General features: G+C 65.8%; 10 protein-coding genes. 5 read left to right on the forward strand and 5 right to left on the reverse strand.

Annotated elements, in window-relative coordinates:
* Window positions 1-123: 123 nt before the first annotated feature.
* Together glyS and ACZ5BT_RS10350 are read right to left on the reverse strand one after the other, a co-directional pair.
* Complete coding sequence (gene glyS, locus ACZ5BT_RS10345; RefSeq protein ID WP_464884511.1) at window positions 124-2,232, reverse strand: glycine--tRNA ligase subunit beta; 2,109 nt, start codon at window positions 2,230-2,232, stop codon at window positions 124-126.
* Window positions 2,216-3,082, reverse strand: a complete 867-nt coding sequence (locus tag ACZ5BT_RS10350; RefSeq protein WP_464884512.1) for a glycine--tRNA ligase subunit alpha — start codon at window positions 3,080-3,082, stop codon at window positions 2,216-2,218. The genes glyS and ACZ5BT_RS10350 overlap by 17 nt, the downstream gene beginning before the upstream one ends.
* Before the next feature lie 116 nt (window positions 3,083-3,198).
* On the opposite strand from ACZ5BT_RS10350, the gene ACZ5BT_RS10355 reads away from it, so the two are divergent.
* The 5 genes from ACZ5BT_RS10355 to sucD all read left to right on the forward strand — a co-directional run bounded on the left by ACZ5BT_RS10355 (window position 3,199) and on the right by sucD (window position 9,747).
* The gene (locus ACZ5BT_RS10355) at window positions 3,199-5,406 is read left to right on the forward strand and encodes an ATP-dependent Clp protease ATP-binding subunit (protein ID WP_464885819.1); all 2,208 of its coding nucleotides are present in this window, start codon (window positions 3,199-3,201) and stop codon (window positions 5,404-5,406) included.
* Window positions 5,407-5,478: 72 nt separating this feature from the next.
* A complete protein-coding gene (gene radA / locus ACZ5BT_RS10360) occupies window positions 5,479-6,765 on the forward strand; it encodes a DNA repair protein RadA (protein WP_464884513.1) in 1,287 nt (428 codons plus the stop codon).
* Window positions 6,762-7,688 (forward strand): TRAM domain-containing protein, encoded by a 927-nt coding sequence (locus ACZ5BT_RS10365; RefSeq protein ID WP_464884514.1) that lies wholly within the window; start codon window positions 6,762-6,764, stop codon window positions 7,686-7,688. Before radA ends, ACZ5BT_RS10365 begins: the two co-directional genes overlap by 4 nt.
* A gap of 59 nt (window positions 7,689-7,747) precedes the next feature.
* On the forward strand, window positions 7,748-8,884 hold the full coding sequence (sucC, locus tag ACZ5BT_RS10370; RefSeq protein ID WP_464884515.1) for an ADP-forming succinate--CoA ligase subunit beta: 1,137 nt from the start codon (window positions 7,748-7,750) through the stop codon (window positions 8,882-8,884).
* On the forward strand, window positions 8,881-9,747 hold the full coding sequence (sucD, locus tag ACZ5BT_RS10375) for a succinate--CoA ligase subunit alpha (protein ID WP_464884516.1): 867 nt from the start codon (window positions 8,881-8,883) through the stop codon (window positions 9,745-9,747). Before sucC ends, sucD begins: the two co-directional genes overlap by 4 nt.
* 42 nt (window positions 9,748-9,789) lie before the next feature.
* Here sucD and ACZ5BT_RS10380 read toward each other — a convergent pair whose 3' ends face one another.
* From ACZ5BT_RS10380 to ACZ5BT_RS10390, 3 genes are all read right to left on the reverse strand, one after another.
* Window positions 9,790-10,923, reverse strand: a complete 1,134-nt coding sequence (locus tag ACZ5BT_RS10380) for a M48 family metalloprotease (RefSeq protein WP_464884517.1) — start codon at window positions 10,921-10,923, stop codon at window positions 9,790-9,792.
* A gap of 9 nt (window positions 10,924-10,932) precedes the next feature.
* Complete coding sequence (locus tag ACZ5BT_RS10385; protein ID WP_464884518.1) at window positions 10,933-12,762, reverse strand: S9 family peptidase; 1,830 nt, start codon at window positions 12,760-12,762, stop codon at window positions 10,933-10,935.
* 84 nt (window positions 12,763-12,846) lie between these two features.
* Window positions 12,847-13,149, reverse strand: coding sequence for an AMP-binding enzyme (locus ACZ5BT_RS10390; protein WP_464885820.1), 303 nt, complete (start codon window positions 13,147-13,149; stop codon window positions 12,847-12,849).
* Between the last annotated feature and the right edge of the window lie 102 nt (window positions 13,150-13,251).

Raw genomic sequence — 13,251 nt, forward strand, 5'->3', positions numbered from 1 at the left:
CGACACGTTAGCACGCCCCAGGCGCCTTGTCACCCGGACGATCCTCTCTCGGCGTTTGCGAGCAATGCGGCCGCGCGAGGTTTTCCCGGGGTCCCTGCCGTGGCAAAAGCCACGGCAGGGCGGTTAGCCGCCGAGGAGCTCGAGGGCCCCAAGCTTTTGCAGAGCGTCTCGGACCTTTCTGAGCAGCGCCAGTCGATTTTCGCGAACCGACGAATCCTCGACCATGACCAAAACCTTATCCAGGAATCGGTCGAGGACCGCCTTAAAGGCGGCGATGCCTTCCAGCGCTTCCCGAAAGACCCCGAGGTCCACCTCGGGGAGGGGCGCGGCCGGATCCCAAGGGGGAATGGCTCGGTCGCCTTCGAGCAGCAGCCGCATGACCGCTGTCTCGACCGCGGGCAGGGCCTCATAGAGCGCGGTTTCCTCTTCGCTGGCAAAGCGGCTGGGGTCGGGGTCGAGCGCGCTCTGGGCCTCCCGGGCCAGGTTGGCTGCGCGTTTATAGAGGAGAAAGAGGTCGGTAAAGCGAGGGTCGTAGACCAGCGTGCGCAGGATGAGTGCCTTGAGCATGACGTCGCGAACGCTGGCCCCTTCTTCCATGGCCGCCCGCACCGCGAGCACCGGGAGCCCGGCAGCCGTCAGCAGGTTTTCCAGGCGCTCCCAGGTGAAGCGTTCCGCTTCCCGAACGGCGGGCTCGGGGACAGGATGCCCCCAGTCGCCGTAGGCCTGGCTCGCCGCCTCGAAGAAGTGCCGAAGGGGTAATCGCCAGCCCTTCGCGCCCAGAATTCGGACCAGGGCAAAGGCCGCTCGTCTCAGCCCGTAGGGATCGGCCGAGCCTTTTGGGCGCTTGCCGAGGGCGAAAAAGCCAATGAGGGTGTCGGCTTTATCGAGTGCCGAGAGCAGCGCACCTTCGGTGGTGACCGGGAGGGCGTCCTGGGCCCCTTCGGGGCGGGTCGCGTCCTCGAGCGCTTGGGCAATGGCTTCGGCTTCGCCCGCTTTCAGGGCGTAGTGCTTGGCCATCGTCCCCGCCAGTTCCGGGAACTCGTAGACCATCTGGGTGGTGAGGTCGGCGAACACCAGCTGGCCCGCCCGCTCCAGAACCTGGGGATCGGTCTTAAGCTTGCCCGCCAAGCGGACGCTCGCCTGGCGCACCCGCTCGGCTTTGTCCCACATGGTGCCGAGGTCCCGGGCGAAGGCCATGCCCTTGAGCTTTTCGCGGTGAGCCTTGAGGGGAAGTTTCAGGTCGGCCCGCCAAAAAAAGACGGCATCGTCGAGCCGCCCTTTGAGCACGCCCTCGTAACCCTCGCGGATGGCGTTGGTGTCGCGTTCGTTGTTGGCGATGCCGATGAATCGGTTCGTGAGCCGACCCCCGGGAGCGCGCACCGGGAAGAACCGCTGGTGGTGGATCATGACCGTGGCCAGCACCTCGTCGGGCAGTTCGAGGTAGGTCTCGCCGAAGCGCCCCATGATGGCGACGGGCCATTCGACGAGTCCGGTGATCTCATCCAGCAGGTCTTCGGGAATGATGGCCTCGAGGCCCTCCGAGAGGGCCAGGGTCTGGGTTTCGAAGACGATGCGTTCCTGCCGGGCCTTCTGGCTCGGCTCGACCTTGGCCGCGCGCAGGGCGTCTTCGTAGCCCTCCGGGGCATCGAGTTCGAGGGGCTCGGGGGCCATGATGCGGTGGCCCCGGCTCGTGCGGCCCGCCTCCAATCCAAAGACCGACACCGGGACCACTTCGCCATCCAGCAAGGCCACGAGCCAGCGGACCGGCCTCACGAAGGGCCCTTCCCCGTTGCCCCAGCGCATCTTTTTCGTGGCCGGCAGCTCCAGGAGTGCCTCGGCCAAGAGTTCGGGAAGGACGTCGCGGGCAGGGCGCCCTTCGTCTACGATTCGGGCGAAGACGTAGGGGCCTTTGGGGGTGTCCTTAACGTAGAGATCGTCGGGGTGAAGGCCCAGGCTCCGGGCAAAGCCTTCGGCGGCCTTGGTCGGTTTGCCGTCGCGGAAGGCGGCGGCGGCGGGGGGGCCGCGGCGCTCGGCCTCGAGGCGGGCCTGGCGTTCGGCGAGGTCGCTGACCCGGAGGGCCAGGCGGCGGGGGGTGGCAAACCCTTCGATCTGGCCAAAGTCAAGGCGGGCTTCCTTCAGTTTGGCTTCGACCAGGGCCTGGAGCGCCTTAAGACCCTGGTCGACGTAGTCTGCGGGGAGCTCTTCGGTGCCGATCTCAAACAGCAGCTTCACGGTGTTCCTCCACGAACTTTTCGAGATAGGCTCGGGCCGACCTTTCCGCAAGCCGCCGTACGCGCTGCACGTAGGCCTGGCGCTCGGCGTGGGAAAGCGCGCCGCGGGCGTCCAGGAGGTTGAAGGTGTGCGAGGCCTTCAAGACGAACTCGTAGGCGGGGTAGACCAGATTGGCCTCGAGCAGCCGGGCGGCTTCTTCCTCGTAGTCATCGAACCAGCGGCGCAGCTTTTCGATGCTCGCGGCCTCGAAGTTGTAGATCGAGTGCTCGATCTCGAAATCCCTACGCAGGTCACCGATCGTCACCCCGGGGGCGTATTCGATCTCGAAGCCGTGCACCTTCTTTTGCAGGTACATGGCAATGCGTTCGAGGCCGTAGGTGATCTCCACGCTCACCGGGTTGACGTCAACACCGCCCACCTGCTGGAAGTAAGTGAACTGGGTGATCTCCATGCCGTCGAGCCAGACTTCCCAGCCGAGCCCCCATGCACCCAGGGTGGGGGATTCCCAGTTATCCTCGACGAAGCGGATGTCGTGGACTTTCGGATCGATGCCCAGGGCCTTGAGGCTTTCCAGATACAGCTCCTGGACGTCGCTCGGTGAGGGCTTCAGGATGACCTGGTACTGCCAGTAGTACTGAAAGCGGTAGGGGTTTTCCCCGTAGCGGCCGTCCTGGGGTCGTCGCGAGGGGGCGACGTAGGCCACGCGCCAGGGCCTGGGGCCGAGGGCGCCGAAAAAGGTGGCGGGGTAGAAGGTGCCCGCGCCGACCTCGATGTCGTAGGGCTCGGTGATCACGCAGCCCTGACGATCCCAGAAGTCGTGGAGATTCAACACCAGGTTTTGGAAACGCATGGCTCCCCCTTTTATTGGTGAGCGGAGGCTCAGTCGCCCTCCGTGAAAGCGCAGATACTATATCATAGCTTTAAGGCGAGGACGGTCGTTTTCATGCTACGAAAGGGGTTTTGGCGTTGAACAGGTACGACGATCGCGCAAGGTTGGTATTCCATTACGCCCGGGAGGAGGGGAGCCGGCTGGGTCACTCGATGATTGGCCCGGAGCACCTCCTCTTGGGTCTGATGCGCGAGGGGGGCACGGCGGCCAAGATCCTCGCGGAATACGGGGCGAGCCTCGAGGTCATGCGGCGCATGGTCGAGGAGCTCGTGGGTCGGGGGGAGGGCATCCGCGCCGGAGAGCCTCCGGCGATCACCCCGCGGGCCCGCCGGGTGATGGAGCTGGCCAGCGCCGAGGCCCGGAGCATGGGCAGCCCAGTCATTGGGACCGAACACATTTTGCTGGGGATCATTCGCGAAGGCGACGGGGTCGCCTACCGAATTCTCACCCACTTCGCGCGCGACGTGGACGCCATCCGCTGGCGGGTTTTGGCCCAGGCCGATGGCGGGACTCAGGCCAAGGAGAAGGCGCAGCAGACCCCTTTTTTAGACGAGTATGGGCGCGACTTAACCAAGGAGGCCCGCGAAGGAAAGCTCGATCCGGTCATCGGCCGGACCGAGGAGATCAACCGGGTCATCCAGATTCTGGCCCGCCGGACGAAGAATAATCCGGTCCTGGTCGGTGACCCCGGCGTGGGCAAGACAGCGATCGTCGAGGGCCTTGCCCAGGCGATCGTCGAGGGTCGGGTACCTCCGGTGTTGCGCGGGGCCCGGGTGGTGCAGATCGACCTCGCGGGAGTGGTGGCTGGGACCAAGTACCGCGGCGAGTTCGAGGAGCGGCTGCGCCAGATCATCGAGGAGCTCAAGAGCGCGAAGGTAATCGCGTTCATCGACGAGCTCCATACCCTCATCGGTGCCGGTGGGGCCGAGGGGACGCTGGATGCGGCCAACATCTTGAAACCACCGCTCTCCCGGGGCGAGATCCAGGTCATCGGCGCCACCACCACCGGCGAGTACCACCGCTACATCGAGAAGGACGCCGCGCTTGAGCGCCGCTTCCAGCCGGTGATCGTTCTCGAACCCTCGCCCGAGGAGACGCTCGAGATCCTCAAAGGGCTGCGTCCCCGCTACGAGGCCCACCACGGGGTGGCGATCCCCGACGAGATCCTTGAGCTCTCGGTCCGGATCGGGATTCGCAGTCTCCCCGGGCGCAACTTCCCGGACAAGGCCATCGATTTGATCGACGAGGCCGCGAGCCGGGTCCGGCTCAACGCCTCGCTCGGGCTTCCCGTGGCCGAGGATGAAGACGGGACCCCGCGCGTGACCCGTGAAGACGTCGAGAGCGTGGTTGACTCCTGGGGCGGGATCTACGTCGACGACCGCGACGACGCCAAGCTGCTTTCACTCGAGGCCGAGCTCAAAAAACGCATCGTCGGGCAGGAGGAGGCGGTACGGGCGCTGGCCTCCGCGCTGCGCCGCTCGCGGGTGGGGCTTGGCGGGCGGACCCGGGTGGCCGCGAGCTTCCTCTTCGTGGGGCCTTCGGGGGTGGGGAAGACCCAGATGGCCCGGGCCTTGGCCGAAGTCCTCTTTGGCTCCGAGCGGGCCCTGGTCCGTTTCGATATGAGCGAGTTTTCCGAACCCCACTCGATCAGCAAGCTCATCGGCGCCCCGCCCGGGTACGTGGGGTACGAGCAGGGCGGGCGCCTGACCGAGGCCATCCGCCGGCAGCCCTTCAGCGTCGTCCTTTTGGACGAGATCGAAAAGGCCCACCCCGACATCTACAACACCTTCTTGCAGGTCCTCGACGAAGGCCGGCTCACCGACGGCCTGGGGCGAACGGTCGATTTCCGCCGCGTGGTGCTCATCATGACCTCCAACACCGGCTTCAACGTGGGGCCGGGCATCGGTTTTACCGGCCGGGAGATCGACACCGAGTCGCCCCTGAAAGCGCTCTTTACCCCGGAGTTTCTCGATCGTCTGGATGAGGTGATCCGCTTTAAGCCCCTCACCGACGAACAGCTCGTTCGGATCGCCGAGATGATGCTCGACGAGATCTCCGAGGAGATGACCTCGAGGGAGGTTCAGGTTCGCTTCGCCTCCGAGGTCGCGGCCTGGGTGGTCGAGCACGCCAAGGGCGAGGGGTCGGCGCGCCAGCTCCGGAGCGTGATCCGGGAAAAGGTGGAGGACCCGCTCTCGTTGGCGGTGCTCAAAAACCCCGGACTCCGGATCTTCGTGACTGTGAAGGACGGCGAACTCGCTTTCGAGGAAGCGCTCAGCCTGGCCTGAGCGCCGCGTGCTGGGGGTGCCCTTGATCCTTCGATCGACGGCGACGGAAGCCTTTGGGGGCCGCGGCTAGCCATGGCGCGGCCCCGTTATCGTTGCATCGAGTGCGGTTACCGGGCGGCCAAACCCCTCGGACGCTGCCCCGGCTGCGGGGCCTGGGGTTCCTTTGCTGAAGAGCAGGCGGAAAAAACCCCCGCGAAGAGTGCTCATCGGGCCAAGGCGATCCGCCTGGGGGAGGTGTCGGGCCAGGAGGAACGGCGCATCCCCAGCGGTTTTGTTGAGGTGGACCGGGTTCTCGGCGGGGGGTTTGTCGCCGGAGAATCGCTGATCCTGGGTGGCGAGCCCGGGGTCGGCAAGAGCACCCTGCTGTTGCAGCTCGCCGACCGCTTGATGGCCTCGGGTTTGGAAGTGCTCTATGTCGCCGGCGAGGAGTCGCCGGCGCAGATCCGCTTGCGCGCGGCGCGCCTTGGGGTTTCGGACCGGCTCCTTTTGGTCCGGGAGACCGAACTCGAGGCTTTGCTGGCTCTGATCGACGAACTCCGGCCGGGGCTCGTGTTCGTGGATTCGATCCAGAGCATTGAGGCCGGGGGCGTTCCCGGTTCGCTGGTCTCGGTCCGCACCGCGACCCAGGCGTTGACCCAGGCGGCCAAGCGCACCGGCGCGGTCGCGGTGCTCGTAGGCCACGTCACCAAGGAGGGTACGGTGGCCGGGCCCAAGACCATCGAGCACGTGGTCGACGCCACCTTTTACCTCGAGACGGCGGGCCTTTTTCGCGTGCTCAGGGGGCAGAAAAACCGTTTTGGCCCGGTCGGGGAGGTGGGGGTCTTTCGCATGGAGGATCGAGGGCTTGTCGAGGTAACTAACCCCTCGGAAGCGTTTCTTTCCGAGCGTCCCGTGGGTGTGCCGGGGAGCGTGGTGGGGCTGGCGGTGACCGGCGAACGCCCCTTGGCCCTCGAGGTCCAGGCCCTGGCGGCCAAAAGTCCGTACGCCGCCCCCAAACGCGTGGTGCAGGGGCTCGATCAGCGGCGGGTGGACGTGGCCCTGGCGGTGGTCGAGCGCCGGCTTGGCTTGCGGCTCGGTCATCTGGACGTCTACGTGAACCTGGCTGGGGGCATCCGGGTGGTGGATCCTGGCCTTGACCTCGCCGTGGTCCTCGCGGTCTATTCGGCTGTGGTCGGGCGCCCGGTTCCCGAGGACCTCGCCGTGGTCGGGGAGGTCGGGCTCGCGGGGGAGCTGCGCAGCGTGGTGGGCCTCGAGCGTCGGCTCGCCGAGGCCGAGCGGGCGGGGTTTTCCCGGGTGCTCTCGCCGCTTGGGCTTCGCGGGGTCGAGGACGCGGTGCGCCAGACCTTTGATGCGGGGTGAGTGCCGTGGTGTGGTGGTCGCTGGCCGGCGCTTTGCTGGCGTATCTTCTGGCCGGGGGCGTTGGGGCAACGCCCCCACTTCGGGTCGCGGCTGGACTGGCGGGGGCGTCGCTCTTGCTCGGACTCTCGCCCACCCTTCGGGCTTTGGCGGCGCGTCTTGAGGCCCTCGAGGCGCGGGCGGTGGCCCGGGCGGGGCTTTCGGCCTTCGCCGTTTTCGCCCTGATCGGGCTCGTGCTGTGGTGGTTTCCCCTTTCCGGGTGGGCCGCCTGGTTGACCCTGGCGCTCGGTGCGCTGGCCGTGGGGGCCGTATGTTTTCGGCGGCTGGGCGAGCAGCGGCCCCGGCCGGAGGGCGGGCTTTTGCTCGACACCTCGGTGCTGGTGGATGGCCGTTTGGTCGAGATCGTCCGTCTTGGGTTCCTCCAGGGGCCGCTGATCGTCCCCGGCTTCGTTTTAGAGGAGTTGCAAACGCTCGCCGACAGCTCCGACCCCGCCGTGCGGGCCAGGGGCCGGCGGGGTTTTTCGACGATCGACGCGCTCGGGCCTTTTGGCCTGCTGGTCCTGGACGAGAGCGGAGACGGGGCCGTGGATGATCGGATCCTGAGCTTTGCCCGCAGCCAGGGGCTGGGAATCGTGACCAACGACAACGCCCTGGGGGCGAGGGCCAGGGCCTACGGCCTCAGGGTTTTGAACGTCAATGCGCTGGCCGCCGCGCTCTTGCCCCGGTTTCTGCCCGGTCAGAGCCTGCGGGTGCGTATCCGACGCCAGGGGCGGGAGCCGGGCCAGGGAATCGGGTACCTCGACGACGGTACTCTGGTCGTCGTCGAAGGTGCGGCGGAGATGAAGGGCAGCTGGGTTTCGGCCACCGTGGTCAGGGTGGTGCAAAAGCCCGAGGGCAGGATGGTCTTTGCCAGGCTCGGCGCCTGAGGCGCCCCGGGCGCGTTATAATCGCCCACGGTTGGAATGTTGTTGACTGGAGGTGGGCGTTGAAACTTCACGAATACCAGGCAAAGGAAATTCTGGCGAGCTATGCGATTCCCGTGCCCCCCGGCAAGGTCGCGTTTACGCCGGAGGAGGTCAAGGGCATCGCCCTGGAAATCGGGAAACCGGTTGTGATCAAGGCCCAGGTGCATGTCGGGGGCCGGGGTAAGGCGGGTGGCGTGAAGATCGCCCAGGACCCCAACCAGGCCTTCGAGACTGCGACCCAGATCCTGGGCATGAACATCAAGGGGCTCACCGTCAAGAAGGTATTGGTGGCCGAGGCGGTTGAGATTGATAAGGAGTATTACGCGGGGTTCATCATCGATCGCGCCAGTCAGCGGGTGGTGATGATGGTCAGCCGCGAGGGCGGCGTGGACATCGAGGAGGTGGCCCGCCAAAACCCCGAGGCGATCGTCAAGTTCGCCGTGGACCCCGATAAAGGGCTCCGGGCCTTCGAGGCGCGCGAGGTCATCCTCAAGGCCGGGCTCGAGGGCAACATCAACCGTCTCGCCGACGTGCTGGTCAAGCTCTATAAGGCCTTCGTCGGCGTGGATGCTTCGCTGGCCGAGATCAACCCCCTGGTGGTGACCAAGGCGGGCCAGATCATCGCCGTGGACGCCAAGATCGACCTCGACGACAACGCCCTTTACCGCCACCCCGACCTCACCGAGCTGCGGGAGGTTGAGGCCGAGCATCCCCTCGAGGTCGAGGCCTCGAACTACGGTTTCGCCTACGTCAAGCTCAGCGGTCAGGTGGGCATCATCGGCAACGGTGCCGGACTGGTGATGTACACCCTGGACCTGGTCAACCGGGTGGGGGGCAAGCCGGCGAACTTCCTCGATATCGGGGGCGGGGCCAAGGCCGACGTGGTCTACAACGCCATCAAGCTGGTCTCCAAAGACCCCGACGTGAAGGGGATCTTCATCAACATCTTCGGCGGGATCACTCGCGCTGACGAGGTGGCCAAGGGCGTGATCCGCGCCCTCGAGGACGGCGTGGTGAAGGTGCCGGTGGTTATGCGCGTCGCCGGTACGGCGGAAGAAGAGGCGAAGAAGCTCCTCGAGGGCAAGCCGGTGTACATGTACCCGACGTCGGTCGAGGCGGCGCGGGCGATCGTCACCATGGTGGAGGGTGAAGCATGATCTTGGTCGACAAGAACACCCGTGTGCTGGTCCAGGGGATCACCGGGCGCGAGGGTTCGTTCCACGCGCGTCAGATGCTCGACTACGGCACCAACATCGTCGCCGGGGTGACCCCAGGCAAGGGCGGTCAGGAGGTCCACGGCGTTCCGGTGTACGACTCGGTCAAGGAGGCGCTTGCGCACCACGAAGTCGACGCCTCGATTATCTTCGTTCCGGCTGCGGCGGCGGCCGATGCGGCTCTCGAGGCCGCCCACGCCGGGGTGGGGCTCGTGGTGTTGATCACCGAGGGGATCCCCACCCTCGACATGGTGGCCGCGGTCAAGGAGATCAAGGCGCTCGGCGTGCGCCTGATCGGTGGGAACTGCCCGGGGTTGATCTCGGCCGGCGAGACCAAGATCGGCATCATGCCCGGCCACGTCTTCAAGCGGGGCCGGGTGGGGATCATCAGCCGCTCGGGGACCCTGACCTACGAAGCGGCGGCGGCGCTCTCGGCGGCGGGCCTTGGGACCACCACCACCGTCGGAATTGGTGGTGACCCCATCATCGGCACCACCTTCAAGGACCTCCTGCCCCTTTTCAACGACGATCCCGAGACCGAGGCGGTGGTGGTGATTGGCGAGATCGGTGGATCCGATGAAGAGGAGGCTGCCGAGTGGATCAAGGCGAACATGAAGAAGCCGGTGGTGGCCTTCATTTCGGGGAAGAGCGCGCCCAAGGGCAAGCGCATGGGCCACGCCGGGGCCATTATCATGGGCGACGTGGGAACGCCAGAGTCGAAGGTCAAGGCCTTCGAGGACGCCGGCGTGCCCATCGCCGATACCATTGACGAGATCGTCGAGCTGGTGAAAGAGGCGCTCTCCTGAGCGAAAAGATGGGCGCCCCGGGGCCAGGCCCCGGGGCGCGTTTTAGGCCTTAAGGCCGGCCATCGCCTCTTTGGCGGCGGCGATTCGTTTGGCGATCGAGGGGTGGTTGTGAAAAAGCCACTCGATCCAGGCTGGGGGCTCGGGGTCGGCGAAGTTTTGCCGGGCCAGGGTGATGAAGGTCTCCTCGAACGCGGGGAGGTTTTGGGTGAGGGCGATCGCGTAGCGATCGGCGAGGAATTCGCGTTGTCGCGAAAAGGCGTTGGCCGCGATCTCGGTGATGAGGAGCCAGAGAATGAGGGTGGCGTGGAAGACGGGGAGGGTTGCGGCGTCGCTGGGGCCGACCCCGAGGCTGCTTGCGACCCAGGCCGCCGCACTGTGCGCGAGGGCGAGTCCGGAGAGGAACAGGAGGCCGTAGAACCCGAGCAGCCAGAGGATGTCCCTGTGCGCCCGGTGGCCGAGCTCGTGGGCCACGACGACTTCGATGCCCTCGGGGGAGAGGGCCTCGAGGAGATTGTCGAAGAGCACCACCTTGAGGGCGCCGCCCTTCGGTACCAGCGCCGCATTGCCCCGGCTGGTCTTTTCCCCGGCCCGGACCACCTCCACCCCCCCATAGGCGAAGCCCGCTTTGGCGAAGAGGCGTTTGAGGCGCGCGTCGAGTTCTCGGTCCTCGAGGGGCTCGGTCTTGAACTGGCTTCGTAGCAGGACGTACTGCAGTAGATAGATCAAAACCAGCAAAACCGCGACGCTGCCCAGGGCCCCGAGCAGCCAGGCCCGGGGCCAGAGCCTGAAGGCGGTGTAGGCGAGGCCGAAAAACAGCGAAAAGACGGCGGTGTTGATCAACGCTCCTTTGAACCAGTCCCACAGCCAGCCCCAAAACCCCTGTCGGGTCGTACCCAGCCGGACCTCCAGGAAATGGTCAAAGACGAGGTCGAGGGGCAGGGTGAAGACCTGGAAGAGTAGCAGGTAGATGAGGGCGAAGGCCCAGACGTTGTCGCCGAGCTGCTGGCCGAGCCCGACCGAGGCCCCGGATGCCAGCCAAATCCAAGCCCAAAGCAGGGTAAAGATGAGCCCGAAGAGCCGGGAAAGCGCCCGCATGTGTTCCTGCCAGCGGGCTTTTTTGAGCCCTTCCTCGCCTAGGGCGCTGTAGAGGGCACTCAGATCGGTGTGCGAAGGCATCGCCGGGCCTCAGGGTTTGAGATGGGTCTCGAGGAAACGCTCGGCCCGCCGGTAGAAGTCGAGACGGTTTTCGGCCTTGAAAAAGCCATGGCCCTCATCGGGGTATTCAACGTACTCCACCGGCTTGCCCTTGGCCTTGAGCGCCTCGACGATCTGCAGGCTCTCCGCCCGCTTGACTCTGGGGTCGTTCGCCCCCTGCCCGATGAGCAAGGGGGCCTGGATCCGATCCGCGGAAAAGAGCGGTGAGCGTTCCCTCAAAAGCGCCCGGTCTTTTTCCGGGTGGCCCATGCGTTCGTAAAAGAGGGCCAGCATGGGTTTCCAGTAAGGGGGCACGCTTTCCAGCAGCGTGAAGAGGTTTGAAGGGCCGACGATGTCGACGCCGGCGCTGTAGAGCTCGGGGGTAAAGGCGAGCCCGGCGAGGGTCGCGTAACCGCCGTATGAACCCCCCATGATGCCGATGCGCTTGGGATCGGCGATGCCTTCCTCGATCAGCCAGCGGACGCCGTCGGTGATGTCGTGCTGCATCTTGCGGCCCCATTCCTTATTGCCGGCGTTGACGAAGGCCTTCCCGTAGCCCGTCGAGCCGCGGAAGTTGGGCTGCAGCACGGCGAAGCCGCGATTGGCGAGCCACTGCGCCATCAGATCGAGGCCCCACTCATCCCGATGCCAGGGGCCGCCGTGGACCAGGACCACCGCCGGCAGGTTTTTGGGCGGCTTATGGGGTGGAAGGGTCAGGTAGGCCTCGATCACGAGGCCGTCGCGGGCGCGGTAACGGACGGGCTTGCGTTCGGCCAGGGTGTACTCGTCGAGCCTGGGCCGGGTGACAAAGAGCAGTGAGGCCTTTTTCGCACCCCGGTCGTAGAGGTAGTAGCGGGGGCTTTTGCGGTCGGAGACCACGGCCACCACCCACTTTTTGTTTTCGGCGTCGCGGCTGGTGATGTAGAAGTCGCCGGCCTCGAGCTCCCCGAGCCGCTCGAGATCGTCGGCGACCTCCTGTTGCAGCGGGATCCAACCCAGCCGATCGCGCATGACCGCCGCCGCTTCCGGAGTCTTTTCGCTGGGGTGGAAGAGCAGTCCCGAGCCCCACAGACCAAAGTGGGGGAGGTCGTAATTGGGGTCCTCGGCGAGCACGCGGGCCTCGCCGCTGGTCAGATCGAAGGCCACCAGGGCGCCGGTGTCGCGCCCCAGCGAGGACATCAGGTAAAGGGTGTTTCCCCGGACCTCGAGGGGACGGGTGGTGAGATCATCATCGAGCCCCCAATTGAGGCGCGGGGCCCACTTTTTCCCCTGCTTTTCCAGGACCTCGCCGCCCCCGTCTTCAGTTTGGCGGTAAGCAAGGCGAATTTCGAAGTTTTCATCTGCCAAAAAGTCAACGAATCCAGGATTCTCCAGAACTTTCCACCGCTCGCCGCTCTGGGTGTTCACCCGGTAGACGTCGTGCAGGGTGGGGTTTCGGTCGTTGACCAGCACCAGGATTTCGTCGGGAAAATTGGGGTGGATCTTTAAAGGCCTGGCCTGGACGCCCTGGCCCGGGGTCAGCAGCAGGGGTTCTCCGCCCCGCAAACCGACAGCATAGATCCGCCAGTTCTCGTCGCCGGCTTCGTCCTGGAGATAAATGATCTGCTCGCCGTTTGGCATCCAACCCTGGAAAGCGATTCCGCGACCCCGGTCCCGGGTCACCGGCCAGTGCTCCTTGGTTTTGAGGTCCATGACCCAGACGTTCTTCACCCCTTCCCAGGGGGCGAGGTAGGACACGTAGCGGCCGTCGGGGCTAACCTCGACCTGCATGACTTCCGGGTCACCAAAGAACACCTCAATCGGTATGCGTTCATGCTCCATAGTTTCTGGCACCTCGATCCCAGTCTATCGCGCCGGGGTGCACGCTTAGGTGACGGGCGAACGGGGGCGCCTCGGTCGCTGCCCCTAGAGCAGGGCCCGGAGGCGGTGGCGCTGAACCTTTCCGGTGACGGTTGTCGGTAGGTTTTCGAGGAAGCGGATCTCGCTCGGCGTGGCGTGGCGGCCGACGTTTTGCCTGACACGCGACTTGAGCTCGGCCTCGAGCTTTGGATTTGGCCCGGTCCCGGGCCTGAGAACCACGAAAGCCACGATCCGCTGGCCGCGCTCGGGGTCGTCGACCCCGATCACCGCCGCCTGGGCCACATCGCGATGCGAGAGCAAGGCTTCTTCGACTTCGAAGGGGCCGATCCGATAACCAGCGACGTTGATAAGGTCGTCTTTTCGCGCCTTGAACCAAAGGTACCCTTCTTATCACCGCCTGGCCGGGGCGAACCCCGAGGTCGGCGAGGCCACCCGCCAGCCGGGCGGCCA

The sequence above is a fragment of the Vulcanithermus mediatlanticus genome, assembly GCF_055385885.1.